This is a genomic window from Streptomyces sp. R-07, assembly GCF_049913175.1.
Taxonomy (GTDB): Bacteria; Actinomycetota; Actinomycetes; order Streptomycetales; family Streptomycetaceae; genus Streptomyces.
The window spans coordinates 464,005-489,398 of sequence record NZ_CP183978.1; the positions used below are offsets into that span (position 1 = coordinate 464,005).

Sequence of the window (25,394 nt, forward strand, 5' to 3'; positions counted from 1 at the left end):
CCCGGTAGGCGCTCGGGGTGTGGCCCGTGTGGCGGGTGAAGAGCGTGGCGAAGGTGCCGGGGTCGCGATAGCCGACGGAGGTCGCGATGGCGGCGACCGTGCGGTCGGTGGTCTCCAGGAGGTGGCGGGCCCGGCGGACGCGGGAGGACTGGAGGTGGGCGAGCGGGGTGCGTCCGGTTTCGGCGGCGAAGCGGCGCAGCAGGGTCCGGGTGCTGACGCCGAAAGCCGCGGCCAGGGCGGCGAGGTCGTAGCGGTCGGCGAGGCGCTGGTCGAGATGGCGCATGACGCGCTCGGAGAAGGCGTGGCCCGGCTGCGGGAGGAGCCGGGCGTCGACGTACGGGGTCTGGGAGGTGCGCACGTCGTCTATGAGGGCGAGCCGGGCGGTGGTGCGGGCCACGCGGGGCCCGCCGTGGCGGCGGATGAGGTCCAGCGCGAAGTCGTACATGGCGCTGAAGGCGGCCGTGGTCGTCACCCCCGTGTCGGTGACGACGAGTTCCTCGGGCCGGATGTCGGCGGCCGGGCGGCGGCGGGCGAGGGCGTCCGCGTGGAGCCAGGACGTGGTGGCCCGGCGTCCGTCGAGCAGGCCGGCGTCGGCGAGCAGGTACGCGCCGACGCAGAGGGAGACGACGGCGGTGCCGGCGGCGAAGTGGGCGCGGATCGCCGCGATCTCGGGGCCGAGTGCGCCGAGCCGCCCGTCGAGGTCGTCGTCCAGGCGCAGTTCGAAGCCCGGCACGACGAGGACGTCGAGGTCCCGCAGCGGGCCGACGTCGAGGCGCGCTCCGCCGGAGGCGGTGACCCGGCGGCGCGGCGAGACGATCGACACCCGATAGCCGGGCCCGTCGGGCCCCGCGATGTGCGCGGCCATCGTCAGCAGGTCCGGCACGCCGAAGACCTCGGACGCGAAACATCCCGGATACGCCAGGACGCCGACCCGCAGGGCACTCATGGTGGCGAGATTACCCGTGCACTTGGCGATCTCGCCCCTCACCCGGTCCCGCTCGGCGGGCCACGCTGTGCGCATGACTTCTTCCGCCGACGATCCGATCGACGACTTCATCCCCCGGCTCATCGACGTGGACGGCGTGGTGAAGACGGTCCACGCGGCCGGTTCCGGTCCCGCCGTCGTCGTCCTGCCCGAAATGCCCGGCATCAGTCCCGACGTGCTGCGCCTCGCGCGCTGGGTGCGGGACGCCGGCTTCACCGTCCTCGTGCCGTCCCTCTTCGGGACCGACGGCGCCTTCCCCACGGTCGAGGGCGGCCGGGAGGTGATCCGGCGGGCGTGCGTGAGCGCGGAGTTCCGGGCGTTCGCCGGGGGCGGCACGAGCCCGGTCACGGCGTGGCTGCGCGGTCTGGCGCGCCAGGCGCACGCCGAGTGCGGCGGCCCGGGCGTCGGCGCGATCGGGATGTGCTTCACCGGAAACTTCGCCCTGACCATGGCTCTGGAGCCGGCCGTGATCGCGCCCGTGGTCAATCACCCCTCCCTGCCCCTCGACGACCCCGCCGGGCTCGAACTCGACGAGGCGGACGCGCGCGCGATCCGGGAGCGGGTGGCCCGCGACGGATTGACCGTGCTCTCCTACCGCTTCGAGGGCGACCGCTGGTGCACCGGCCGCCGCTTCGCCGCGTACCGCGCGCTGCTCGGCGGCGCCTTCGACGGCCGTGTCCTCCCGGACAGTGCGGCGAACCCCGCGCCGCCGCCGTTCTTCGCCGAGACGGTCGGTACGCCGCACAGCGTCGTCACCGCCCACCTGGTCGACGAGGCGGGCCACCCGACGATCCGGGCCCGGGACGAGATCCTGGCCTTCCTGAGCGACCGCCTGGGCCCGCCGAGCGACTCGTCCGGCCGACGGGACGCGCCCTAGAGCGGGCGCTCCCGGCCTTCCCAGTACGGGTCGCGGAGGCGGCGCTTGTACAGCTTGCCGTTGGGGTCGCGGGGCATGGCCGGGACGAAGTCGACCGACTTCGGGCGTTTGAAGCCGGCCAGGCGGTCGCCGCAGTGGGCCAGGATCTCGGCGGCGAGCGCGGGCCCCGGCTCGTACCCCTCGCCCGCCTCGACGACCGCCTTGACCTCCTCGCCCCAGTCGGCGTGCGGGATCCCGAAGGCGGCGGCGTCCGCGACGGCGGGGTGGGCGAGGAGCGCCGCCTCGATCTCGGCGGGGTAGATGTTGACCCCGCCGGAGATGATCATGTCGATCTTGCGGTCGCGGAGGAAGAGGTAGCCGTCCTCGTCGAGGACCCCGAGGTCGCCGACGGTGAAGAAGTCGCCGATCCGGTTCTTCGCTGTCTTCGCCTCGTCCTTGTGGTACTGGAAGCCGCCGGTGTTCATCTTCAGGTAGACGGTGCCGAGTTCGCCGGGCGGCAGCCGCTTCCCGTCGTCGTCGAAGACGGCGAGTTCGCTGATGGGCCAGGCCCTGCCGACGGTCCCGGGCCGTTTGAGCCACTCCTCCGCGGTGGCGAAGGCGCCGCCGCCCTCGCTGGCCGCGTAGTACTCCTCGACGCACCGGCCCCACCAGTCGATCATCGCCCGCTTGACGTGCTCGGGGCAGGGCGCGGCGCCGTGGATGGCGTGGCGCATCGAGGAGACGTCGTACCGCTCCCGCACCTCGGCGGGGAGGGCGAGCAGGCGGTGGAACTGGGTGGGGACCATGTGCGTGTGGGTGCAGGAGTACCGGTCGATCAGCCGCAGCATCTCCTCCCCCGTCCACCGGTCCATGAGGACGAGCGGGTGCCCGATGTGCAGGGCGGCGGCGGCGAACTGGAGCACGGCGGTGTGGTAGAGCGGCGAGCAGACGAGATGGACGTTGCCGTCGGCAGGCCGGATGCCGAAGATGCCGAGGAAGCCGCCGAGATGGGTCTCCTCGGGCAGCTTCCCGGGGAGCGGGCGCCGGATGCCCCGGGGACGTCCGGTGGTGCCGGAGGTGTAGTTCATGACCCAGCCGAGGGTGCGGCCTTCCGGTGCGGACGCGTCCTGTCCGTCGAGGAGTTCGGCGTACGGGCGGAAGCCGGGGACGGTGCCGACGGCGTACCGGTGGGTGGGCGCGAGTCCGGCCTCGTCGGCGGCGAGGGTCACGGCCTCGGCGAACCGTTCGTGGGCCACGAGCACCTTGGCGCCGGAGTCGGCGACGATCCAGGCGATCTCGGGGCCGACGAAGTGGTGGTTGACGGGGACGAGGTAGAACCCGGCCTGGGTGGCGGCGAGATGGGCGGTGAAGAACTCGGGGCCGTTGGGCAGGACGACGGCGAACGCGTCGCCGCGTTCGAGGCCGGCGGCGCGAAGGCCGTGGACGAGACGGTTGGCCTCGGCGTGCAGCCGGCCGGCGCTCCACTCCTCGCCGTCGGGTGCGACGAGGACCGTGCGGCCGGGGTCGGCGGCGGCCTGGGCCCAGAATCCGGTGGGGGCCTGGCTCCCGGTGGTGCCGTTGCTCACTGTGTGCTCCGTCCGGCGATGCGGTTGATGCGGTCGACGGCCTGCTCGAAGCCGCGGGTGAGCTCGTCGACGACCTGCTGGACGCTGCGCTCGGAGTTCATCCGGCCGACGATCTGCCCGACGGGGGTGCCGAGCAGCGGCTCGACCTCGTACCGCTGGATACGGGACACGGCCTCGGCGACCAGGAGTCCCTGGAGCGGCATGGGGAGCGGGCCGGGTCCCGCCGGGTCGTCCCAGGCGTCGGTCCACTCGGTACGGAGCTGGCGGGCGGGCTTGCCGGTGAGGGCGCGGGAGCGGACCGTGTCGCCGGAACCGGCGGCGAGGAGCTTGGCGGTGAGGGCGCGGGAGTGCAGCTCGGCCTCGGTGGTGGTGAGCCAGATCGAGCCGAGCCAGACGCCCTGCGCGCCGAGGGCGAGTCCGGCGGCGATCTGCTCGCCGCTGCCGATGCCGCCGGCGGCGAGCACGGGCAGCGGGGAGACCGCGTCGACGACCTCGGGGGTGAGGACCATGGAGGCGATCTCGCCGGTGTGGCCGCCCGCCTCGTACCCCTGGGCGACGACGACGTCGATGCCGGCGTCGGCGTGGTGGCGGGCGTGGCGGGCGCTGCCGGCGAGGGCGGCGACGAGCACGCCGTGGTCGTGGGCCCGGGCGACGACGTCCGGCGGGGGTGAGCCGAGGGCGTTGGCGAGGAGTTTGATCGGGTAGTCGAAGGCCACGTCGAGCTGGCTCCGGGCGACCTGCTCCATCCAGCCGGTGATCCGCCAGCCGGAGGCCTCGCCCTCGGCGAGTTCGGGCACGCCGTGCTTGGCGAGGGTGGCGCGGACGAACGTCCGGTGCTCCTCGGGGATCATCGCCTCGATCTCGGCCTCGGTGACGCCCTCGACCGCCTTCTTCGCGGGCATCACGACGTCGAGGCCGTAGGGCAGGCCGTCGGTGTGCTCCTGCATCCAGTCGAGGTCGCGCGCGAGGTCGTCGGGCGCGGTGTAGCGGACCGCGCCCAGGACGCCGAAGCCGCCGGCTCTGGTGAGTGCGGCGGCGACCGCGGGGAAGGGCGTGAAGCCGAAGATGGCGTGCTCGATCCCCAGTGTGCGACTCAGCTCCGTCTCCATGGGCGGCAGGATGCCGCAGCGGCGCGGCGGAGGGAAGAGGTTTTCTGATGCATCGTCAGATTTCTTGGTTCCTCGCGGACGGTGCGCCCGTGTTTCGCCGTCGCCCGTCGTGGGAGAGGGTGGGCATGACGGAGGACGCGAAACGGGACGGAAGGCCGAGCCGCCGCGCGTTCGGCGGCGGAGTACTTACTCTCGGAGGTGCGCTGGTGATCGGTGCGGTGCCGGGGGCGGCGGCCTCCCCCGAGCGAGGGGCGGGAGTCTCGGACGGGGCCGCGCCGGCCGCACGGCGGACCACGCTACGGCGCGGTTCGGCCGAGCGCGCCGGGCTGCTCGCACCACACCTGGACGCGCTGGTCGCGGAGGCCGAGCACTTCCTCGCCCCCTCCCCCACGCACCCCTGGTACGCGGGCGCCGTCCTGCTCGCCGGCCGCGGCGGGACCGTCGCCCTGCACCGGGCGATCGGCTCGGCCGTGCGATATGCGGCGTACGACGAGAAGACCGACACCGGTGTCGAGCTGCCGCCCGGGCTTCAGGTCCCGATGAGCGAGGACACCGTCTTCGACCTGGCCTCGCTCTCCAAGCTGTTCACCTCGATCCTGGCGGTGCAGCAGATCGAGCGCGGGGCGCTGGAGTCGGAGGCGAAGGTCACCGCGTACCTTCCGGAGTTCGGCGGCGGCGGGAAGCAGGACGTCACCGTGCGGCAGCTGCTCACGCACACCTCCGGGTTCCGGTCCTGGATCCCGCTCTACCGGGAGCCGACGCGGGAGGGGAAGCTGCGGCTGCTGTGGGCCGAGACCCTGGCGAACCCGCCGGGGTCGACGTACCTCTACTCCGACCTGAACCTGATCTCGCTCCAGCTGGTCCTGGAGGAGATCACCGGTCACGGTCTGGACACCCTGCTCCACGACGAGATCACCGCTCCGCTCGGGATGCACCGCACGCGTTTCAATCCACCGCTCTCCTGGCGACCGGAGATCGCCGCCACGGAGGACGCCCGGCCGCCCTGGTCCGGCCTCGACCGGGGCATGGTCCGGGGCGAGGTCCACGACGAGAACGCCTACGCCCTCGGCGGCATCGCGGGCCACGCCGGGATCTTCTCCCGCGCCTGGGACCTCGCGATCCTCGCCCGCACCCTGCTCAACGGCGGGGCGTACGGGCACGCCCGCATCCTCTCCCCCGCGTCGGTGGAGCTGATGTTCACCGACTTCAACACCGCCTTCCCCGGCGACGAGCACGGGCTCGGCTTCGAGCTCTACCAGCACTGGTACATGGGTGCCATGGCCACCCCGCGCACGGCAGGGCACACCGGCTTCACCGGCACCAGCCTCGTCCTGGACCCGTCGACCGACACGTTCCTGATCGTGCTCGGCAACTCCGTCCACCCGGTGCGCACCTGGCGCTCCGGCTCCGCGCCGCGCGTCGCCACGGCGGACCGGCTGGCCAGGGCGGTGCCGGTGCGGCCGGCCCGGGGCCGTGCAGCGTGGTTCTCCGGCATGGACAGCGGCGCCACCGGCACGCTGACCCTGCCGCCGGTGCCGGGCGCGGCCCGGTTCGAGTGCGCGCTGTGGTGGGACACCGAGCCGGGCACGGACACCGCCCGCCTGGAGGCCTCCCGGGACGGCGGGACGACCTGGGAGCCGGTGCCGTTCGTCACCGTACGCCCGGGACAGGAGTCGCGGCCGCACCCGACCGGGGCGGTGAGCGGCTGGTCGGGGCGGGTCTGGCACCGGCTGACGGCGGAGGTGCCGGAGCCGGGCGCCTTCCCCGTACGGCTGCGCTGGCGGTACGCGACGGACAAGCGGTACGTCGGGCGGGGGGTGTACGTGGACGGGGTGCGGGTGCTCGACGCCGCCGGGCGACCGCTGTTCGACGAGGCGCGACCGGCGGACGGCGCACGGATGGAGGCGGTGGGGTGGACGGCGTCCGCCGACTGAGGCCCTCCAGACGCCTCCCCAGGACCCGTCAGACCCCGGCGTCCGCCGACTGAGCGGCCTCCTCGCTCAGACCTCGGCGTCCGCCCGTTCCGGTGCCGCCGCCGTGCGGAGCTCCGTCAGGAGCGGGCTGATCAGGGGGTGTTCCTCGGCTCCGCGCCGTACCGCCGCGAAGACCCGGCGGGTGGGGGCGACCCCGTCCACGGGGCGGACCTCGACGCCGGAGAGGTCCATCCCGCGGAGGGCCGAGCGCGGGACGAGCGCCACTCCGGCAGCCGCGGCGGCGAGGGCGGCGACGGCCCGGAAGTCGTCGGAGACGTGCGCGAAGCGCGGGGCGAACCCGGCGTACTCGCAGGCCAGGACGGTCACGTCGTGGCAGGGGTTGCCGGTGGACTGCCCGATCCAGGTGTCCTTGGCGAGGTCGGCGAGCGCCACCCGTTCGCCGGCCGCCAGGGAGTGGCCGAGGGGCAGGACCGCGTCGAACGGCTCGGCGTAGAGCGGGACGCGGGTGAGCCGGGCGTCGTCCTCGCCCGGCGCGCCCCGGTACTCGACCGCGACGGCCACGTCCACCTGCCGGTCCAGGACCATGAGGAGGCTCTCGTCGCCCTCGGCGTCCCGGACCCGGACCCGGATGCCGGGCGCGGAGCGGGCGAGGGCCGTGATGGCGGGGGCCACCACGAGCCCGATGCCGGTGGCGAACGCGGCGACCGTGACCGTACCGGCGTCGCCGGAGCCGTAGGCGGCGAGCTCGGCTTCGGCGCGCTCCAACTGGGCGAGCACGGCGTTGGCGTGGCTGAGCAGGATCTCCCCGGCGGGGGTGAGGCGCGCGCCGCGCGCGCTGCGGTCCACGAGCCGGTGGCCGGTTTCCTGCTCCAGGGCGGCGAGCTGCTGGGAGACTGCGGAAGGGGTCAGATAGAGCGCGGCGGCCGCCGCCGTGACCGTGCGGTGGTCGGCCACCGCACGGAGGATGTGCAACCGCCGCGCTTCGATCATGCCCCTAGTGTCGCAGCCTGCGGATACTAGCCGCGCAGGGCGGCGCGGGCGTCGACGAAGGCGTCCACGGCCCGGTTCACGTCCTCCGTCGAGTGGGCGGCGGAGAGCTGGACGCGGATGCGGGCCTTGCCCTGCGGCACGACCGGGTACGAGAAGCCAATCACGTACACGCCGCGCTCCAGGAGCAGCTCGGCCATCCGGCCGGCCTCGGCCGCGTCGCCGATCATGACGGGGGCGATGGCGTGGTCGCCGGGCAGGATGTCGAAGCCCTCCGCGGTCATGCGGGAGCGGAACAGCGCCGTGTTGGCGTTGAGGCGCTCGCGCAGGTCGCCGGCGGACTCCAGGAGGTCGAGGACCTTGAGGGAGGCGGCGGCGATGACCGGGGCGAGGGTGTTCGAGAAGAGGTACGGGCGGGAGCGCTGGCGCAGCAGGGCGACGATCTCGGCGCGGGCGGCGACGTAACCGCCGGAGGCGCCGCCGAGGGCCTTGCCGAGGGTGCCGGTGATGATGTCGACGCGGTCCATGACGCCGTGGAGCTCGGGGGTGCCGCGGCCGCCGGGGCCGACGAAGCCGACGGCGTGCGAGTCGTCGACCATCACCATGGCGTCGTAGCGCTCGGCCAGGTCGCAGATCTCGTCGAGCGGGGCGACGTAGCCGTCCATCGAGAAGACGCCGTCGGTGACGATCAGCTTGCGCCGGGCGCCGCCCTCCGTGGCCTCCTTGAGCTGCTGCTCCAGGTCGGCCATGTCGCGGTTGGCGTAGCGGAAGCGGCGGGCCTTGGAGAGGCGGATGCCGTCGATGATCGAGGCGTGGTTGAGGGCGTCGGAGATGACGGCGTCCTCGGGGCCGAGGATCGTCTCGAAGACGCCTCCGTTGGCGTCGAAGCAGGAGGAGTAGAGGATCGTGTCCTCCTGGCCGAGGAAGGCCGAGATGCGGGCCTCCAGCTCCTTGTGCACCTCCTGCGTGCCGCAGATGAAGCGGACGGAGGCCATGCCGTAGCCCCAGCGGTCGAGCGCCGCGTGGGCGGCGGCGATCACGTCGGGGTGGTCGGCGAGACCCAGGTAGTTGTTGGCGCAGAAGTTGAGCACCTCGCCGGGGCGGCCGCCCGCGGTGACCTCGACGGTCGCGGACTGGGGGGTGCCGATGACCCGCTCGGGCTTGTGCAGTCCGGCCTGCTCGATCTCTTCGAGGGTGGCACGGACGGAGTCGCGTACGGAATCGAACATGGGTCAGGCTCCCGTGGTCCAGTCGAGGATGATCTTGCCGCTCTTGCCGGAGGCCGCGTCGTCGAAGGCGGCTTCGAAGTCGGTGTACGCGTAGCGGCCGGTGATGACCGGGCTGAGGTCGAGGCCGCCCTCGAGGAGCACCGACATCGCGTACCAGGTCTCGAACATCTCGCGGCCGTAGATGCCCTTGATCGTGATCATGGAGGTGACGATCTTCGCCCAGTCGACGGCGAAGTCCTCGCTGGGCAGGCCCAGCATCGCGATCTTGCCGCCGTGGGTCATGTTGGCGATCATGTCGCGCATCGCGTGCGGGTTGCCGGACATCTCCAGGCCGACGTCGAAGCCTTCCTTGAGCCCGAGGGTGCGCTGGCCGTCGGCGATGGTCTGCTCGGCGACGTTGAGGGCGAGCGAGACGCCCGTCTTGCGCGCCAGGGCGAGGCGCTCCTCGCTGACGTCGGTGATGACGACGTTGCGGGCGCCGGCGTGCTTGGCGACGGCGGCGGCCATGATGCCGATCGGGCCGGCGCCGGTGACGAGGACGTCCTCGCCGACGAGCGGGAAGGAGAGGGCCGTGTGCACGGCGTTGCCGAAGGGGTCGAAGATCGCGGCGACGTCGAGGTCGACGGGGACGCGGTGCACCCACACGTTGGAGGCGGGCAGCGCCACGTACTCGGCGAAGGCGCCGTCGCGGCCGACGCCCAGCCCGACGGTGGCGCGGCAGAGGTGGCGGCGGCCGGCCAGACAGTTGCGGCACCTGCCGCAGACGAGGTGGCCCTCGCCGCTGACCAGGTCGCCGACGTTGATGTCGGCGACGTCACGGCCGACGGAGACGACCTCGCCGACGAACTCGTGGCCGATCGTCAGCGGCGTGGCGATCGTCTTCTGCGCCCAGCCGTCCCAGGAGCGGATGTGCAGGTCGGTCCCGCAGATTCCGGTCCGCTTGACCTTGATGAGGACGTCGCCGGGACCTGTCTCCGGCTCGGGCACGTCCGTGAGCCAGAGTCCCGGCTCCGCGTTCAGCTTGACCAGCGCCTTCAATGCAACGGCTCCCGACGTGCGTGTCCTGTGATGTGGGGGTGCGGGCACGGCTGCGCGCCCAAGATCCCTGGAAGAGAATCTTCCGTACGCGGGGCCTGCGGTCCATCGAGGATTTCTTAAGCGCGCTCGCAGATCAGCTTCACACCCCAGGCGGGGACACGGCGACGTCAACGGGGCCGAACGGAGAGACACCCTCTCTCCGTGCGGCCCCGTCGTGGCCGGCTCAGCGCCCCAGCGCCGCCATCGCGGCGTTGTGGCCGGGGATTCCGCTCACTCCCCCGCCACGGATCGCGCCCGCCCCGCACAGGAGGAGGTTGGCGTGAGGGGTCTCGACGCCCCAGCGGCCGGTGCCCTCCTCGCCGTACGGGAAGGAGAGGTCGCGGTGGAAGATGTGGCCGCCGGGGAGCCGCAGGTCGCGTTCGAGGTCGAGCGGGGTCTTCGCCTCGACGCAGGGGCGGCCCTCCGCGTCGAGGGCGAGGCAGTCGGCGATCGGCTCGTCCAGGTGCTCGTCGAGCTGGGCGAGGGTCGCGGAGAGGAGCTTCGCGCGCGTGCCCTCGTTGTCGGCGGCGAACAGCCGGGCGGGGGTGTGCAGGCCGAACAGGGTGAGCGTCTGGTGGCCCGTGGCGGCCAGTTCCGGTCCGAGGATCGTCGGGTCGGTGAGGGAGTGGCAGTAGATCTCGGAGGGCGGGGCGGAGGGCAGCTGCCCGGCCGCGGCCTCGGCGTGGGCCGTGGCCAGCTGCCCGTACCCCTCGGCGATGTGGAAGGTGCCGGCGAAGGCCTCCCGCGGGTCGACGGAGCGGTCGCGGAGCCTCGGCAGCCGGGTCAGCAGCATGTTGACCTTGAGCTGGGCGCCCTCGGGGGCCGGCGGGGGCGTCTCGCCGAGCAGGGCGGCGAGCTCCTGCGGGGAGGCGTTGACGAGGACCTGGCCGGCCTCGACGGTGCCCTCGCCGTCGGCGGTGCGGTAGGTGATCGCGGCGCGCTGCCCGTCGGTCTCGATCCGGGTGGCCTCGTGGCCGGTGAGGATGCGGGCCCCGGCGGTGCGGGCGGCGTCGGCGAGGGCGTCGGTGAGGGCGCCCATGCCGCCGACGGGCACGTCCCAGTCGCCGGTCCCGCCGCCGATCACGTGGTAGAGGAAGCAGCGGTTCTGGAGGAGCGTGGGGTCGTGGGCGTCGGCGAAGGTGCCGATGAGGGCGTCGGTGAGGACCACGCCGCGGACGAGGTCGTCGGCGAAGGTCCGCTCGACGGTGACGCCGAGGGGTTCCTCGAAGAGCATCCGCCAGGTGTCGGCGTCGTCGACCCGGGCGCGCAGCGCGCCGCGGGTGGGAAGGGGTTCGGTGAGGGTGGGGAAGATCCGGCGGGCGGCCTCGCCGGTGCGGGCGTAGAAGGCCTGCCAGGCCTCGTAGGCGCGGTCGGAACCGGTGAGCGCGGCGAAGGAGGCCCGGGTGCGGTCGGGTCCGCCGCCGACGAGGAGGCCGCCGTCGCCCTTCGGGGTGTACGAGGAGACGGACCGTTTCCGCACGGAGAAGCGCAGTCCGAGGTCCCGCACGATCTTGTCCGGGAGGAGCGAGACGAGGTACGAGTACCGCGAGAGCCGGGCGTCGACCCCGGCGAACGGCCGCGTGGACACGGCCGCCCCACCGGTGGTGCCGAGCCGCTCCAGGACGAGGACGGTGCGCCCGGCACGGGCCAGATAGGCGGCGGCGACGAGCCCGTTGTGCCCGCCTCCGACGACGACGGCGTCGTACGAGCGGGCGGGGGCCTGGGCGTCGGGGAGTGGATCACGGTCGCTCATGGCTCATGCTCACACGCGCGCGCGTGTGAGGGGAAGCCCGCGTGCCGAGGGCGCTCCCGGGGGCGGCGCCGCGGTGCCCGCCGGCCGTCGTGCGGAATGATCACCGCATGACTGAGATCGTCCTGATGTCGGATCCGAGGGTCGCCGCCATACCCGTGACGGAGTGCGGTGAGCGCCTGGTGGACGTCCGCCGCGCCGGCTCCCTGCTCGTCGACACGCGCAAGCAGGACCCGGCGGACGCCTTCTCGTACCTGCGGGAAGGCGTCGTCGACCGGCTCCTCAAGGCGCAGGAACTGCTGCCGGGCGGCCTGCGGCTGCTGTTCGTCGAGGGGTACCGTCCGCCCTCGCTCCAGCGGGCGTACTTCGAGGAGTACGCAGGACAATTGCGCGCGCTCCACCCCGAGTGGCCCGAGGAGCGGATCCACACGGCGGCGAGCCGCTACGTGTCCCCGCCCGAGATCGCCCCGCACAGCGCCGGAGCGGCCGTCGACCTCACCCTGGCCGAGGTCGACGGGCGGGAACTGGACCTGGGGACCCGGATGAACGCGGACCCGGAGGAGAGCGGCGGCGCCTGCTACACCCATGCCGACAACATCGGCGCTGAGGCGCGCGCCCACCGGGAGCTGCTCGGGTCCGTGCTCACCGCGGCGGGCCTGGTGAACTACCCGACGGAGTGGTGGCACTGGTCCTTCGGCGACCGCTACTGGGCACTGGCGACCGGGGCGGCCACGGCCTCGTACGGCCCGAAGGAACTCACACCACTCGGCTGAGCGCCCGTCACGCCTTCCGTCGGGTCGCCCGTCTGACCGCCCGTCACACTTCCGACGCGGTGCCCGCTCTCAGGAGGAGGGCGGCCGCTTCCGCGTGGCGGCCGAGGCGCTCCAGGCAGTGGGCCTCGTCGTCGAGTGCGGCGAGGGTGTCGGGGTGCGCGGGGCCGCGGAGCCGGGTGCGGGCGGCGGCGATCGCGCGGTGACATTCCAGCGCCTCCTCCCAGCGGTCGAGCCGCCCGAGGGCGACGGCCGTCTCCCAGCGGCTGAGCAGCGTGTCCGGATGGTCGGCGCCCAGCACCCGCTCGCGGTCGGCGTACACGCCCTCGGACTCGGCGAGCGCCTCCACCCAGCGTCCGAGCCGGCCGAGGTTGACGGCGAGGGCCTGCCGGGCGCGCAGGGTCTCCGGCCCGTCGGGACCCTGGGCGCGGGTGCGGGCGTCGACGAGGTCGCGGCACAGGGCGAGGGCGTCCGCCGCCTGGCCGAGCCGGCCGAGGCAGACGCCGGTCTCGTAGCGGGCGGCGAGGGTGTCGGGGTGGTCGGGGCCGAGGGCGGTTTCGCGCGCGTCGGCGACGGCGCGGTACTGGACGAGCGCCTCCGGTCCGCGTCCCAGACGGGTGAGGGTGTACGCCACCTCGTGGCGGGTCATCAGGGTGTCGGGGTGTGTCTCGCCGAGCAGCCGGGCCCGGGCCTCCGCGACCTCGTGCGCCGTGCGGTACGACTCCTCCAGGCGGCCGAGGCGGCCCAGCGTGAACGCGAGGTTGTGCCGGCAGCGCAGGGTGTCGGGGTGGTCGGGACCGACGGTGCGCTCGCGCGCGGCGAGGACCTCGACGTACACCTGGTACGCCTCGGGGTGCCGGCCGAGGCGGCCCAGGGCGTAGGCCCGCTCCTGCCGGGCCGCCAGGGTGTCGGGGTGGTCGTCGCCGAGCACGCGGGCGCGGGCCTCGGCGACCTTGCCGAAGACGTGCAGGGCGTCGGCGGGGCGGTCGAGCCGGGCGAGGGCGAAGCCGACCTCGTAGTGGCTGGTCAGGGTGTCGGGGTGGTCCTCGCCGAGGGTCCGCGCGCGGTCCCGGGCGACGGAGCGGTGCACGGACTCGGCCTCGTCCCAGCGGCCGAGCCGGCCGAGGCCCATCCCGGCCCGGAAGCGGCCGGCGAGCACCGCGACCAGCTCCGCCGGGGGCGCGGGGGCGGGCGCCGGTGCGGTGCCGGGTGCCGCCGTGGTCCATTCGGTGGTGAGGACGGCCGCCGCGGGATCGTGGCCGAGCGGTCGGGGTCCGGTGACGGCCGCCGGGCGGTGACCGCCCGTCATCCCCCGGACCCACGCGGGCGCGGGGGCCGGCTCCTCGGCCACCGGCACGGGCATGGGCACGGTCACGGGCAGGGCGGGGAGCACGGGCGTGCCGTCGGGCGACGCGAACGGGGCCGGGTTGTAGCGGCCCGCGACGATCCGGCGGCGCAGGTCGCCCGCGTCGGACGGCCGCTCCTCCGGGGCCTTGGCGAGCAGCTCGACGACGATCCGGTCGAAGTAGTCGGGCAGCTCGGCGCGGAGCGCGCGCGGCGGGGTCGGCACCGTGTCCCGGTGACCGATGAGGATGGCCCAGGAGTCGCCGAGGTCGAACGGCGGGGCGCCGGTGGCCAGCTCGTACAGCACGCACCCCAGCGAGTAGAGGTCGCTGCGGTGGTCGATCTCGCCACCGCCACCGATCTGCTCCGGGGACATGTAGTGGGGCGTGCCCATGGCGATGCCGGTGCCGGTGAGCTTGGAGGTGAACCCCATGTCGGCGCCGAGTCGCGCTATCCCGAAGTCGCAGATCTTCACCGTGCCGTCCCGCAGCCGCATGATGTTCGCGGGCTTCAGGTCGCGGTGGACGATGCCCTGCCGGTGCGTGTACGCGAGGGCGTCGGCGACCTGGTCGGCGATCTCCACGACGTCCTGGACGGGCAGCGGTTGCTGGTCGTTGGAGACGAGGAGCTGGCTGAGGTTGCGCCCCTCCAGGAGCTCCATGACGAGGAACAGCACGCCGTCGTCCTCGCCGAAGTCGTGCACGACGGTGATGCCCCGGTGCTGGAGCGCCGCCGCCACCCGGGCCTCGCGGCGGAAGCGCTCGCGCACCACCGTGAGGACCTGCGGGTCCTGCTGCGGTCCGAGCGGTTTGAGGCACTTCACGGCGACGCCGCGCCCGAGCGCCTCGTCGGTGGCGCGCCACACCTCGCCCATGCCGCCGCGACCGATGACCTCGTGCAGGCGGTACCGGCCCTGGATCAGTCTGGAGTCCCCCATCGCCTGCTGCCGCCCCCGTCGATTCCGTACTGCCTCCTCGGCTCCCCCAGTATGGACGCCGGGTCGGACAGTGAATACGGGGCGGGGTACGCGTACGGGTCGGGCCGGGTCTCCGGGCCGAGCCGGTCCATGGCGCGCAGGATGTGCCGCGGCGGCAGTCGCCAGCGCAGCCGGGCGGGGACGCGGCGCAGGAGGTTGGCCGTCGCGACGAGCCGGCGGGTGACGGTCTCCGGCGGCGGGGCGGGGCGGCCGTAGAGCGCGTGGGCGTAGGGAGGCAGGGTGTCGTACGCGAGTGCTGCGACGCGCCGCCAGATCACCTCGCGCGCCGGTACGAGAGCGGGTTTGACGGGCGGGCGGCGCAGGAAGTCCTCGACGGTCCGGGCGTCCGGCCCGGCGGCGAGGCCGGGGCGGACGGCGTCAAAGTAGGCGGCGAGCTCGGCGGTGGACGCCGGGACGGCGTCCGGGTCGAGGCCGACGAGCCGGGCGGAGGTGCGGTGCTCCTCGACGTACCGGTCGGCGCGGGCGTCGGTGAGCGGGATCCCGGAGCGGCGCGCGACGGAGAGGTACGAGTCGGTCTCGGCGCAGTGGACCCAGAGCAGCAGTTCGGGATCGTCGACGCCGAGCAGCCGGTGGATCCGGCGGACGCGGGCGCCGGCCGCCTCGGCGGCCTCGGTGGTCCCGTAGCTGAGGGTCCCGACGAAGTTCGCGGTCCGCATCAGCCGGCCCCAGGGGTCCTCCCGGAAACTGCTGTTGATCATGACGCCGCGGACGGCGACGGGGTGCAGCGCCTGGAGCCAGAGGGCCCGGACGCCGGCGATCCACATCACCGGGTCGCTGTGCAGCTGCCACGTCACGGAACGGGGCCCGAAGAGCCCGGGATCGGCGTCCTGCCTCATGGCGCTCAGGCTACGCCGGAACGGGCCCCTGGGAACCGGTCAGGACACGTCCGGAAAGCCAGGGGTCCCGGGCCGCCGCGCCCTCCTCGCACGGGCGCCGACCGCCTGACCCGGGCTCGGCCGGGTCCAGCAGGCGCCGCAGGTGCCGCAGGTCCCGCAGGTCCCGAGCAGGGGCCGCAGGGGCCGCGAAGCGGTGCGCGGGCAGCTTGGCCGCGTCGAACTCCTCCCAGGTGGGGGCGGAGGTCTCGAAGGTGGCGTCGCCCTCGTCGACGCCGGCCCGGTAGATCACGACGACCGCGTCGGCGTGCTCCGCGCCGAGCGGCACCACGACGACGTCCACGAGCTCTGTGTCCGGCATCCGCCCAGGGTGACCCGCGCCGGCGGGGCCGACCACCGTCCCCGTGCGGGGCGGCGCCCGGCCGCGCATGCTCGAAGCATGTCCCGGGTCACGACCACCGACCTGTACGAGGCCGCCGCGGCGCTCTCGGAGCCGCGCGGGGTGCCGGGATGACGTGGCTGCCCGTCCTCGCGGGAGCGGCGTTGATCCTCTTCATCCTGCGGGACGTCTTCCACACGATCTGGCACCCCACCCGGCACGGCGGGCTGAGCCGGCTGGTGATGCGGGGCGTGTGGCGGCTGTCGGCCCATCGCGGGGCGCGCTGGCGGCCCGTCGGTCTCGCGGGGCCGGTCGGCATGATGGCGGTCGTCACGGTGTGGGCGTTCGTCCTCTCCGTCGGCTGGGCGCTCATCTACTGGCCCCACATGCCGGAGGACTTCTCGTACGCCACGGGGCTCGACCCCGGCGAGCACGCGGGCCCGCTCGACGCGCTGTACGTCTCCCTGGTCACCCTGGCCACCCTCGGTCTCGGCGACATCGCGCCGGCCTCGGGGTGGCTGCGGATGCTCGCGCCGCTGGAGGCCCTGGTGGGCTTCGCCCTGCTGTCGGCGACCGTCGCCTGGGTCCTCGGCATCTATCCGGCCCTCGCGCGCCGCAGGGCGCTGGCGCTGCGGCTCTCCCATGTGCGCCGCAGCCGTCTTACGGCCGGGTCCCTCGACTCCGCCGGGGGCGCCGCGCTCCTCGACGGTCTCGCCTCGGCGTTCTCGACCGTGACCGTCGACTTCCTGCAGTACGCCGAGTCGTACTACTTCTACGACGGGGACGAGAACATCGCCCTGGCCGGGCAGCTCGGCCACGCCTTCGGCCTGGCGGACCGGGCGGAGCGGGCGGGCCATCCGGACGTCCGGCTGGCCGCGTCGGTCCTGCGCACGGCGCTCGACGACCTGGCCACCGTGCTCGACGAGCGCTTCCTGCGCACGGGCGGGCCGCCCGAGGACGTGTTCACGGCGTACGCCACGGACCACGGACGCGTCCCCGGGCGGTGAAGGGGCGGGGCGTCAGCGGCGGACGCGGGGCATGCCGAGGCCGATCCAGGAGATGATCTCGCGCTGGATCTCGTTGTTGCCGCCGCCGAAGGTGAAGATGACGGCCGAGCGGTAGCCGCGTTCGAGTTCGCCGTGGAGGACGGCGCCGGCCGAGCCTTCCTTGAGGGCGCCGGCGGAGCCGACCACCTCCATGAGGGCGGCGTAGGCGTCGCGACGGGCCTCGGAGCCGTACACCTTGACGGCGGAGGCGTCCTGGGGGGTGAGGGTGCCGTGCTGGACGGCGCTCACCATCTGCCAGTTGAGGAGCTTCATCGCGTCGAGACGGGCGTGGGTGCGGGCCAGGGTGCGGCGGACCCAGGACAGGTCGATGACGCGCCGGCCGTCGGAGAGCGGGGTGGCGGCGGCCCAGCGCTGGACGTCGTGGAGGGCGCGGATCGCCATGGTGCCGTGCGCGGCGAGGGTGACGCGCTCGTGGTTGAGCTGGTTGGTGATGAGCCGCCAGCCCTTGTTCTCCTCGCCGACGCGGCGGGAGACCGGGACGCGGACGTCGTCGTAGTAGCTCGCGGTGGTGTCGTGCGAGGCGAGGGTGTTGATGATCGTGCAGGAGTAGCCGGGGTCGCTCGTCGGCACGAGGAGCATGGTGATGCCCTTGTGCGGCGGCGCGTCGGGGTCGGTGCGGACGGCGAGCCAGACCCAGTCGGCGGTGTCGCCGTTCGTCGTCCAGATCTTCTGGCCGTTGACGACGTACGTGTCCCCCTCCCGCACCGCGCGGGTCTTCAGGGCGGCCAGGTCGGTGCCCGCGTCGGGCTCGCTGTAGCCGATGGCGAAGTCGATCTCGCCGGAGAGGATCCGGGGCAGGAAGTACGCCTTCTGCTCGTCCGTGCCGAACTTCATGATCGTCGGGCCGACGGTGTTCAGCGCCATCAGGGGCAGTGGCACGCCGGCCTGCGCGGCCTCGTCGAAGAAGATGAACTGCTCCATGGGGGTCAGCCCCCGTCCGCCGAACTCGGTGGGCCAGCCGACGCCGAGCCAGCCGTCGGCGCCGAGGCGGCGCACGGTCTCGCGGTAGAAGCGCTTCTGGGCGGCCGGGTCCCCGTACCGGGTGTGGACGTCGTCCGGGACCAGCTCGGCGAAGTACGCCCGCAGCTCGGCGCGCAGGCTGTTCTGTGCGGGCGTGTACTCGAGGTGCATGGCGTCCTCCCGTGGCGGCGTCCTGCGGCGTCGGCGGCGCCCTCGTGCGGTGCGACGCGCGACGGCGGCCACGGTAGAACGTGTTCCATAAATGCGGAAGCCTCGGGACCGACCAGGACGCCCGGGGCCCCGGTTCGGTGCGACCGATCCGGGGCCTGCGAGAGGGGATGGGCGAGAACCGGCCCGAAGGCCGGACAGGTCCTACGGCAGGAGCTCGTCCATCGACGCGCGTCCCTTCTCCGCCATGCGGCGTTCCGCCCAGGCGAGGCTCTTCGGATTCACGTCACGGCCGGAGGCGAGGACCAGGTCCTCCGCCGTGAACTCGCCCTCCGAACCGGCGTGCAGCAGCCGGTCGGGCGTCGGGAAGTCCCCCAGGGACGTCTTGTCGGGCTCAGCGTTCATGCCGCCTCCTACGTGTTCGTCCGGCACTCGCCATTCTCGTGTCCGGTCCCCGTGACCGCATCCGGGGCCGCCGCCGGGGCCGTACGCCGGGGCAGGGCGGCGGTCACGGCGGGTCGACGGACTGCCCTCGGGCCGAGGTGCGGGTCGCTGCCGCCCGGCGGACTGTCCACCGCAGCCGGGCGCCGGTCACCCCGTGTCGACGGGCTGTCGGCGGCGTGTCGACCGGCCCCGGGAAGGTGGGCCGCCCAGCCCGCGCCCACCCGAGGAGTCGTCGATGTCCCAGCCCCTGCCCCTGCACCGCCTGCGGGTGACCGCCGTCCGTCCGGTGACCCCGCGCATGCGCCGGATCACCCTCGGCGGCCCGAGCCTCGACGGCTTCGTCCTCGCGGGCCCCGACCAGCAGGTCAAGCTGTTCTTCCCCCGGCCGGGGCGGGCGGAGCCCGTACTGCCGGTGCCCGAGCCCGACGGCGACGTGATGCGCTGGTACGGGGCCTACGCGGCCCTCCCCGAGGCAGAACGCCCCTGGATGCGGAGCTACACCCTCCGGGCGCACGATCCGGTGGCCGGGACCGTCGACATCGACTTCTTCCTCCACGGGGAGGGCGAGGACGCGGGTCCCGCGACCCGCTGGGCGCGGTCGGCACGGCCCGGGGACGTGCTGGGCATGTTCGGCCCGTCGGCTGCGTTCACGGTCCCCGTCGATCCGGGCGCGGGCGACTGGACGCTCCTGTACGCCGACGCGTGCGCGCTCCCCGCGCTCGCGACGGTCGTCGCCGCGCTGCCGCCCGGGCAGCGGGCCCTCGCGTACGTCCAGGTCCCCGACGCGGCCGAGGAGCAGCCGCTGCCGACGGCCGGTGACCTGACCGTGCGCCACCTGCGCGACGACGACTCGCCGGCCGAGGCCGTACGGTCGGACGCCCTGCCGCCCGGCCGGCCGTACGCCTGGCTCGCGGGTGAGGCCTCCGCCGTGCGCGCGCTGCGGCGGCACCTCGTGGAGGAGCGGGGCGTCGACCGGCGCTCGGTGCACTTCACCGGGTACTGGCGCCGCCGCCTCACCCAGGACGACGCGCCGACCCCGGAGGACCTGGCGGAGGCACGCGAGCGCCTGTCGCTCGGCTAGCCGACGTCCTCCGGGTGAGGTCCCCCGCGTCCCGGAGCGCTCGGCCCGCCGACGCCCTCGGCGTCGCGGACCAGGGCGGCTGCCGCCCTGAGGGAGAGGGCGGCGCCCTCCGCGTGGTGGCGGGTGTACGCCTCCGGGGGCAGGGCCGCACGGAGCACGGCCTCGGCCCGGGTGCGGATCGCGGCCTCGGTCTGCGGGGTGAACGGACGGAAACCCCCGCCGTTGTCGGAGCCGGCGTGGGCGTCGTACGCGCCGAGGAGCCGGGCCCCGGTCTCGGCGTCGCCCGGTGCGCCGCGTCCGCCACGGGCCCAGGCGGCGGTACCGAACTGGGCGACGACGAGGTGCGGGGCGACGAGGTGGGCGAGGGTCTCCACGTCCACGACGGCCCGGGCGAGGCGTGACAGGGCCTGGTCGTAGGCGCCGTCGAGGCAGTCGAGCCACGCCCACGTCCCTCCGACGAGCCCCCAGAAGAGCGCCGGGGTGACGTTCCCGAACTCCTCCTCCAGGAGGGAGAGCTGCGCGCGGGCGAGGCCGGTGCGCCCGGTGTGGCCGTAGTGCTGGGCGAGCAGCAGCCGGCCCGTGCCGGCGGCCTCGGCGCCCCACTGCCCGGCCTCGTCGGCGGCTTCGGACAGCAGCCGTTCGGCCGCCGCGTCCCCCGCCGGGGCGAGCCGGAGCCGTACGGCCGCGAGGCGCGCGGTGAAGACGGGCACCTGGGAGCGCGCGCCGACGCGGGCGGCGGCCTCGGTGGCCCGCTCGAAGTCGGCGGCGGCCTCGGCGAGCCGGCCCTCGCGCTCGTAGGCCTCGCCCCGGGCGGCGAGGGCCTCCGCGATCCCCCAGGAGTCCCCGGCGGCCTCGAAGAGGGCGAGCGCCTCGGCGGCGTCGCCGCCGTGGCCGGCGAGCTTGGCCCGCATGAGGAGGCCGAAGCCCAGGTCCCAGCCGGGGCCGTGGCCGCGGCAGTCGTCGACGATCAGGGTGAGCGTCTCGTCGAGGCCCGCGAGCTCTCCGGTCATGAGCCGGGCGAAGTACCACATCGTGCCCGGCTGACGGCAGGTCTGCGGGAGGCCGGGGCGGTACGCGGCGACCAGGGCGGCCAGCCGGGCGCGGGTCTCGGGCCGTTCGAGGGCGGTCGCACCCTCGCCGCCCTCGGTCGCGAGGGCGTACAGCCGGCCGCCGCGCCGGGCCTCCCACAGCCGCTCGCCGGTCCACGGCGGCGGCACGTCCACGCACCGTCCTTCGAGCGGTTCGGCGGGGCGGACGGGCTCCGCGAAGGGGTCGGGTCCGAGCCGGCCGGCCTCGACGGCCCAGGTCCTGGCGTCGACCTGGTGGTTGCGGAGCTGCCAGAACCAGCTGAGCGCGTGGACGAGACAGAGCACCTCCTGCTCGTCGCCGAGCGCCACGGCCGTCCGGAGGGCGCCGCGCAGGTTGTCGTGCTCCCGCTCGAAGCGTGCGATGGCGGCGAGCTGTCCGGGACCGCGCAGTTCGGGGTCGGTACGGCGGGCGAGCTCCCGGTAGTACGTGAGATGGCGTCGCTCGGCCGCCGCCCGCTCACCTGCCTCGTCCAGCCGCTCCCCCGCGTACTCGGCCACGGTCTCCAGGAGCCGGAACCGCATCGCGCCGCCGTCCGGCGCCGCCACCACGAGCGACTTGTCGACAAGGGCACCCAGCAGGTCCAGTACGTCGGGCGGGTGGGCGTCCGGCGCCTCCTCCACCTCGGCGCCCGGCGCAGCCGTACCCGCGCCGTCCGCGCACACCGCCTCCGCCGCCGCCAGGTCGCAGCCGCCCGTGAACGCCGCGAGCCGCCGCAGCACCGCCCGCTCCGCCTGGTCGAGGAGCTCCCACGACCAGTCCACCACCGCCCGCAGGGTCTGCTGACGGGGCAGCACCGTCCGCGCGCCCGAGGTCAGCAGCCGGAAACGGTCGTCGAGCCGGTCCGCGATCTGCCGTGCCGACAGCATCCGCAGCCGCGCCGCCGCCAGCTCGATCGCCAGCGGCAGCCCGTCGAGCCGACGGCAGATCTCCTCCGCCGCCTCCGCGTCCTCCGTCACCTCGAAGCCCGGACGCGCGGCCGCGCCCCGCTCCCCCAGGAGCCGCAGCGCCATGTCCACGGGCAGCGGCCCCAGCGGCCGTACCTCCTCGCCCGGCACCCCCAGGGGCTCCCGGCTCGTCGCGAGGACGGTCACGCCCGGGCAGCGCGTGAGGAGCGCCTGCGCGAGCTCCGCCGCCTCGGCGACGACGTGCTCGCAGTTGTCGAGGACCAGCAGCATCCGGCGTCCGGCACAGTGCTCGACGAGGCCCGCGAAACGGTCCTTCGGGACGGCCGGGGCGACGGACGGCGTGTGCCAGAGCTGGGTCTCGCGGGCCCCGAGCGCGGTGAGGACGGCGGCGGCGACCGTGGACTCCTCGCGTACGGAGGCGAGTTCGGCGAGGTGGACGGGACCCTCGTACGTCCCGGCCGCCTCCAGGGCGAGCCGCGTCTTGCCGACGCCGCCCGGCCCGGTGAGGGTGACGAGCCGCCGCCCGTCCCAGGCGGCGGCGAGCGAGCCCAGTTCGCCGGCGCGGCCGATGAACGAGGTCAGCCGGGCGGGCAGACCGGCCGGCCGGCCGGTCGTGACGGGCGGTACGGGGCCGTCCTCCGTGAGGAGTTCGGCGTGCAGGGAGCGCAGTTCCGGCCCGGGGTCCGTGCCCAGCCGGTCGGCGAGGGCCGCGCGGACCTGCTCGTACGCCGCGAGGGCCTCGGCGGGGCGGCCCGCCGCCCGCAGGGCACGGATCCGCAGGGCCTGGAGCGGCTCGTCGAGCGGCTGTCCGGCGGCGAGCGCGGCGAGGGGCGCGAGCACCGCTCCGGCCCGCCCCAGTGCCAGGTCGGCTGCGAGCCGGTCGCGCCGCGCCTGCGTGTGCCGCTGCTCGACCCGTACGACCAGGGGGTCGGTGTCCCGGCCGGGCAGATCCGCGAGCGCGGGGCCGTGCCAGAGTTCCAGGGCCTCGTCGAGGAGCGTGGCCGCCCGCTCGGCGTCGCCGGCGGCGAGGGCGGCGGCGCCTTCGGCGGCGAGCCGCTCGAAGCGGTGCAGGTCGACGGCGTCCGGGTCGGCGGCCAGCCGGTAGCCGCCGCCCGGGGCCGAGACCACGGCCTCCCGGCCGAGGGCCCGGCGCAGGCGGCCGACGAGGGCCTGGAGGGCGGGCGTACGGTCCTGGTCGTCGGCCGGGTCGCCGTCGGCCCAGACCTGGTCGATCAGCGCGCCCGGGCCCACCGCACGCCCACCGGCCGCGGCGAGCGCGGTGAGCAGGGCGCGGAGCCTGGCACCGCTCAGGGCGGCCTCCGTCCCGTCGTCGGTACGGAAGGCCTGGCACGGACCGAGAACACGGTAGGGCGGCTGCACCGGCCCATTCTGCCCCGGGGCGGGCGGGGGAGGTTCCGCCGCCCGCCCCGACCACCGGTCCGGCCCGGTCGACCGGCCTCGGCCCGTCCGGTCCGGCCCTCTGAACGGCCTCGGGCCTGGCCGGTCCGGACCTGTCGAACGGCCTTGCCCTGTCCGGTTCGGCCCGGCCCACCGGCGTCGCCGTCACCGGTCCGGCCCCGCCCACCGGCGTCGCCGTCTCCTGTCCGCCCCGGTCCGTCCCGGTCCGGCCCGGTTCGATCCGTTCCGGCCCCGTGCCGGCCGCCCCGTCCGGCCCGTGCCTTCGCGGCGAACTCGCGCCACGCCGTGTCACCGCCATGGCGTCCGGGGGGTACGGGTTCGACAATGGGGAGGATGACCGATGACGACCGGCGTACGCACGGTGGCGAGATCGGGCCCGCCGAGTGGCTCGCCATGAACCGGACCGGCAGCTTCGACTGGGATCTCGACACGGGCACCATCGATGTCGACGAGTCCGGGCTGCTGGTCTTCGGCGTGGCCCCGGACACCTTCGACGGGCGACCGGAGTCGATCGTGACACGCCTGGCCCCCGACGAGCGGGTCAAGCTGGATGACGTCGTACGGCAGGCCGTACGCGGCGGCGCGGTCTCGTACACGGCGCACTTCCCCATCCCGCAGGCCGACGGCTCACCCCACTGGACGCACGTGCAGGCGCGGATCCTGCGTTCACCGGACGGGCGCGCCCGGCGGATCGTCGGTGTCGTGCGGGACACGACCGCCGAGGTCGCTCACTTCGCCTTCGTCCAGGAGCTGGAGAAGCGGCGCGAGGTCCAGACGAACATCGTCGAGCGGACGACGAACGCGCTGTCGCGCGCGGTGACCGTGGACGACGTGACGGCCGCCCTGACCGGTCCGGGCGGCCTCGCCCGGCTCGGCGCGGACGGTCTCGCGCTCGGCCTCGTCGAGAACGGCTCGCTCAACATCATCGCGCTCAGCGGCGAATCCCTCGACGTCCTCAACGACTTCCGGAGCCGTCGCCTCGACCGGAAACTGCCGCTGGCCGAGACGGTGCTGAGCGGTCGGCCCCGGTTCGTCTCCTCGTTCCCGTCGCTCGGGCGGGACTTCCCCGAGCTCGCGCCCTACCTGGCACACCTGGAGTTCCGGGCCGCCTGCTACCTCCCGCTGGTGGCGCAGGCGCGTTCGCTGGGCGGCATGGCCCTCTTCTACCGGGGCCGCACCTCGTTCAACGCCGACGAGCGGAACCTCGCGCTGGGTCTCGCGGCGATCGTCGCCCAGTCCCTCCAGCGGGCGATCCTCTTCGACGAGGAGCGGGAGCTGGCGACCGGGCTCCAGGCGACGATGCTGCCGCGCCGGATCCCCCAGTTCACCGGCGGCGACATCGCCGTCCGCTACCACGCGGCCTGGAGCGGTCGGCAGGTCGGCGGCGACTGGTACGACGTGATCCCGCTGCCCCGCGGCCGGGTCGGGATCGTCGTCGGCGACGTCCAGGGCCACGACACGCACGCCGCCGCCATCATGGGGCAGCTGCGGATCGCGCTGCGGGCGTACGCGGGCGAGGGGCACGCCCCGTCGACGGTCCTCGCCCGGGCCTCGCGGTTCCTCGCCGAGCTGGACACCAACCGCTTCGCGACCTGTACGTACGCGCAGGTGGACCTGGCGAGCGGCACCCTGCGCGCCGTACGGGCCGGGCACCTCGGTCCGCTGATCCGGCACACCGACGGCCGGGTCGGACAGCCCAAGCTGCGGGGTGGGCTCCCGCTGGGTCTGGCGACCGTGTTCGGCGACGAGGAGTTCCCGGAGACCCGGCTCGACCTCGTGCCCGGCGAGACGCTGGTGCTCTGCACGGACGGGCTCGTCGAGCAGCCCGGCTCGGACATCGAGTCCGGTCTCGCCGCGCTCTCGGAGGCGATCAGCAGCGGCCCGCCGCAGGCGGAGGCGCTCGCCGACCACCTCTCCGAGCGCCTCTGGGAGCGGTGGGGTTCGGGCGACGACGTGGCGCTCCTCGTGCTGCGGCGCAGCCCGGACCCGGGCACGCCCCGGGCGCCGCGCATCCACCAGTACATCCACCAGGCCGACCCGCAGGGCCTCTCGGACGCGCGCGCGGCGGTCGGGCAGGCGCTCCGCGACTGGGGCATGCCGGAACTCGTCGACGACGCCGAGCTGCTGACGGGCGAGCTCCTCGTGAACGTGCTGCTGCACACCGAGGGCGGGGCGGTGCTGACCCTGGAGGTGCTGCCCGAGCCGGTGAGGCGGGTCCGGCTCTCGGTGCAGGACCGGTCGAGCGCCTGGCCCCGGCGGCGTACCCCCGGCGAGGCCGCCACCTCGGGCCGGGGAATGCTCCTGATCGACGCGCTTGCCTCCCGGTGGGGCGTGGAGCCGCGCGGTGAGGGCAAGGCGGTGTGGTGCGAGATCGGGCCCGCGCCGGTGGCGGCCGAATCCGCCCCCGGCGGCGGCTGAGGAGGTC

General features: G+C 74.6%; 17 protein-coding genes and 2 pseudogenes. 6 read left to right on the forward strand and 13 right to left on the reverse strand.

Annotation, left to right across the window (positions count from 1 at the left end; genetic code table 11):
* Positions 1-10 precede the first annotated feature (10 nt).
* Positions 11-1,069: pseudogene (locus ACN9M0_RS02350) on the reverse strand (GlxA family transcriptional regulator); the annotation flags it as partial.
* Here ACN9M0_RS02350 and ACN9M0_RS02355 point away from each other — a divergent pair.
* Positions 1,020-1,862, forward strand: coding sequence for a dienelactone hydrolase family protein (locus ACN9M0_RS02355; RefSeq protein ID WP_399695355.1), 843 nt, complete (start codon positions 1,020-1,022; stop codon positions 1,860-1,862). The pseudogene ACN9M0_RS02350 and the gene ACN9M0_RS02355 sit on opposite strands and share 50 nt — an antisense overlap.
* On the opposite strand, the gene ACN9M0_RS02360 is transcribed toward ACN9M0_RS02355, so the two are convergent.
* Together ACN9M0_RS02360 and ACN9M0_RS02365 are read right to left on the reverse strand one after the other, a co-directional pair.
* Positions 1,859-3,427, reverse strand: a complete 1,569-nt coding sequence (locus ACN9M0_RS02360) for an acyl-CoA synthetase (protein WP_399695357.1) — start codon at positions 3,425-3,427, stop codon at positions 1,859-1,861. The genes ACN9M0_RS02355 and ACN9M0_RS02360 overlap by 4 nt on opposite strands.
* A complete protein-coding gene (locus ACN9M0_RS02365) occupies positions 3,424-4,536 on the reverse strand; it encodes an NAD(P)H-dependent flavin oxidoreductase (RefSeq protein WP_426403014.1) in 1,113 nt (370 codons plus the stop codon). Before ACN9M0_RS02365 ends, ACN9M0_RS02360 begins: the two co-directional genes overlap by 4 nt.
* A gap of 125 nt (positions 4,537-4,661) precedes the next feature.
* On the opposite strand from ACN9M0_RS02365, the gene ACN9M0_RS02370 reads away from it, so the two are divergent.
* Positions 4,662-6,470, forward strand: coding sequence for a serine hydrolase (locus ACN9M0_RS02370; RefSeq protein WP_426403015.1), 1,809 nt, complete (start codon positions 4,662-4,664; stop codon positions 6,468-6,470).
* Positions 6,471-6,536: 66 nt separating this feature from the next.
* Here the strand turns inward: ACN9M0_RS02370 and ACN9M0_RS02375 are convergent, their stop codons facing one another.
* From ACN9M0_RS02375 to ACN9M0_RS02390, 4 genes are all read right to left on the reverse strand, one after another.
* Positions 6,537-7,460, reverse strand: coding sequence for a LysR family transcriptional regulator (locus ACN9M0_RS02375; RefSeq protein ID WP_366038270.1), 924 nt, complete (start codon positions 7,458-7,460; stop codon positions 6,537-6,539).
* Between the two features lie 26 nt (positions 7,461-7,486).
* A complete protein-coding gene (locus ACN9M0_RS02380) occupies positions 7,487-8,686 on the reverse strand; it encodes a glycine C-acetyltransferase (protein ID WP_366038269.1) in 1,200 nt (399 codons plus the stop codon).
* 3 nt (positions 8,687-8,689) lie between these two features.
* A complete protein-coding gene (gene tdh / locus ACN9M0_RS02385) occupies positions 8,690-9,724 on the reverse strand; it encodes an L-threonine 3-dehydrogenase (RefSeq protein WP_366038268.1) in 1,035 nt (344 codons plus the stop codon).
* A gap of 223 nt (positions 9,725-9,947) precedes the next feature.
* Positions 9,948-11,516, reverse strand: coding sequence for a phytoene desaturase family protein (locus ACN9M0_RS02390; RefSeq protein WP_426403016.1), 1,569 nt, complete (start codon positions 11,514-11,516; stop codon positions 9,948-9,950).
* Positions 11,517-11,623: 107 nt separating this feature from the next.
* Between ACN9M0_RS02390 and ACN9M0_RS02395 the strand changes: the two genes are divergently transcribed.
* Positions 11,624-12,286: a M15 family metallopeptidase gene (locus tag ACN9M0_RS02395; RefSeq protein ID WP_366038266.1), complete on the forward strand. Its 663-nt coding sequence runs from the start codon at positions 11,624-11,626 to the stop codon at positions 12,284-12,286.
* 43 nt (positions 12,287-12,329) lie between these two features.
* Here ACN9M0_RS02395 and ACN9M0_RS02400 read toward each other — a convergent pair whose 3' ends face one another.
* The 3 genes and pseudogenes from ACN9M0_RS02400 to ACN9M0_RS02410 all read right to left on the reverse strand — a co-directional run.
* Positions 12,330-14,564, reverse strand: a complete 2,235-nt coding sequence (locus ACN9M0_RS02400; protein ID WP_366038265.1) for a tetratricopeptide repeat protein — start codon at positions 14,562-14,564, stop codon at positions 12,330-12,332.
* The gene (locus ACN9M0_RS02405; protein ID WP_426403017.1) at positions 14,546-15,460 is read right to left on the reverse strand and encodes an oxygenase MpaB family protein; all 915 of its coding nucleotides are present in this window, start codon (positions 15,458-15,460) and stop codon (positions 14,546-14,548) included. The genes ACN9M0_RS02400 and ACN9M0_RS02405 overlap by 19 nt, the downstream gene beginning before the upstream one ends.
* A 181-nt stretch (positions 15,461-15,641) precedes the next feature.
* Positions 15,642-15,818 (reverse strand): annotated as a pseudogene (locus ACN9M0_RS02410) (GNAT family N-acetyltransferase); the annotation flags it as partial.
* Between the two features lie 149 nt (positions 15,819-15,967).
* Between ACN9M0_RS02410 and ACN9M0_RS02415 the strand changes: the two are divergent.
* The gene (locus tag ACN9M0_RS02415; RefSeq protein ID WP_366038263.1) at positions 15,968-16,843 is read left to right on the forward strand and encodes a potassium channel family protein; all 876 of its coding nucleotides are present in this window, start codon (positions 15,968-15,970) and stop codon (positions 16,841-16,843) included.
* A 12-nt stretch (positions 16,844-16,855) separates the two neighbouring features.
* Here ACN9M0_RS02415 and ACN9M0_RS02420 read toward each other — a convergent pair whose 3' ends face one another.
* Together ACN9M0_RS02420 and ACN9M0_RS02425 are read right to left on the reverse strand one after the other, a co-directional pair.
* On the reverse strand, positions 16,856-18,034 hold the full coding sequence (locus ACN9M0_RS02420; protein ID WP_366038262.1) for an acyl-CoA dehydrogenase family protein: 1,179 nt from the start codon (positions 18,032-18,034) through the stop codon (positions 16,856-16,858).
* Positions 18,035-18,235: 201 nt separating this feature from the next.
* Positions 18,236-18,436 carry a hypothetical protein gene (locus ACN9M0_RS02425; protein ID WP_030216321.1) on the reverse strand — a complete coding sequence of 67 codons (201 nt, stop codon included), beginning with the start codon at positions 18,434-18,436 and terminating at the stop codon, positions 18,236-18,238.
* A gap of 274 nt (positions 18,437-18,710) precedes the next feature.
* Between ACN9M0_RS02425 and ACN9M0_RS02430 the strand changes: the two genes are divergently transcribed.
* Positions 18,711-19,556, forward strand: coding sequence for a siderophore-interacting protein (locus tag ACN9M0_RS02430; protein ID WP_399695367.1), 846 nt, complete (start codon positions 18,711-18,713; stop codon positions 19,554-19,556).
* On the opposite strand, the gene ACN9M0_RS02435 is transcribed toward ACN9M0_RS02430, so the two are convergent.
* A complete protein-coding gene (locus ACN9M0_RS02435; protein ID WP_426403018.1) occupies positions 19,553-22,930 on the reverse strand; it encodes a BTAD domain-containing putative transcriptional regulator in 3,378 nt (1,125 codons plus the stop codon). The two genes, ACN9M0_RS02430 and ACN9M0_RS02435, sit on opposite strands and share 4 nt — an antisense overlap.
* A 372-nt stretch (positions 22,931-23,302) precedes the next feature.
* Between ACN9M0_RS02435 and ACN9M0_RS02440 the strand changes: the two genes are divergently transcribed.
* Positions 23,303-25,387, forward strand: coding sequence for a SpoIIE family protein phosphatase (locus tag ACN9M0_RS02440; RefSeq protein ID WP_399695371.1), 2,085 nt, complete (start codon positions 23,303-23,305; stop codon positions 25,385-25,387).
* Positions 25,388-25,394 lie beyond the last annotated feature (7 nt).

Bases quoted from the DNA above. Each gene is read 5' to 3' on its own strand.
- ACN9M0_RS02415 (WP_366038263.1), top strand. From the start codon at position 15,968: ATGACGTGGCTGCCCGTCCTCGCGGGAGCGGCGTTGATCCTCTTCATC.
- ACN9M0_RS02390 (WP_426403016.1), bottom strand. From the start codon at position 11,516: ATGAGCGACCGTGATCCACTCCCCGACGCCCAGGCCCCCGCCCGCTCG.
- ACN9M0_RS02375 (WP_366038270.1), bottom strand. From the start codon at position 7,460: ATGATCGAAGCGCGGCGGTTGCACATCCTCCGTGCGGTGGCCGACCAC.
- ACN9M0_RS02365 (WP_426403014.1), bottom strand. From the start codon at position 4,536: ATGGAGACGGAGCTGAGTCGCACACTGGGGATCGAGCACGCCATCTTC.
- ACN9M0_RS02420 (WP_366038262.1), bottom strand. From the start codon at position 18,034: ATGCACCTCGAGTACACGCCCGCACAGAACAGCCTGCGCGCCGAGCTG.
- ACN9M0_RS02380 (WP_366038269.1), bottom strand. From the start codon at position 8,686: ATGTTCGATTCCGTACGCGACTCCGTCCGTGCCACCCTCGAAGAGATC.
- ACN9M0_RS02370 (WP_426403015.1), top strand. From the start codon at position 4,662: ATGACGGAGGACGCGAAACGGGACGGAAGGCCGAGCCGCCGCGCGTTC.
- ACN9M0_RS02425 (WP_030216321.1), bottom strand. From the start codon at position 18,436: ATGAACGCTGAGCCCGACAAGACGTCCCTGGGGGACTTCCCGACGCCC.
- ACN9M0_RS02395 (WP_366038266.1), top strand. From the start codon at position 11,624: ATGACTGAGATCGTCCTGATGTCGGATCCGAGGGTCGCCGCCATACCC.
- ACN9M0_RS02355 (WP_399695355.1), top strand. From the start codon at position 1,020: ATGACTTCTTCCGCCGACGATCCGATCGACGACTTCATCCCCCGGCTC.
- ACN9M0_RS02400 (WP_366038265.1), bottom strand. From the start codon at position 14,564: ATGGGGGACTCCAGACTGATCCAGGGCCGGTACCGCCTGCACGAGGTC.
- ACN9M0_RS02405 (WP_426403017.1), bottom strand. From the start codon at position 15,460: ATGAGGCAGGACGCCGATCCCGGGCTCTTCGGGCCCCGTTCCGTGACG.
- ACN9M0_RS02430 (WP_399695367.1), top strand. From the start codon at position 18,711: ATGTCCCAGCCCCTGCCCCTGCACCGCCTGCGGGTGACCGCCGTCCGT.
- ACN9M0_RS02440 (WP_399695371.1), top strand. From the start codon at position 23,303: ATGACCGATGACGACCGGCGTACGCACGGTGGCGAGATCGGGCCCGCC.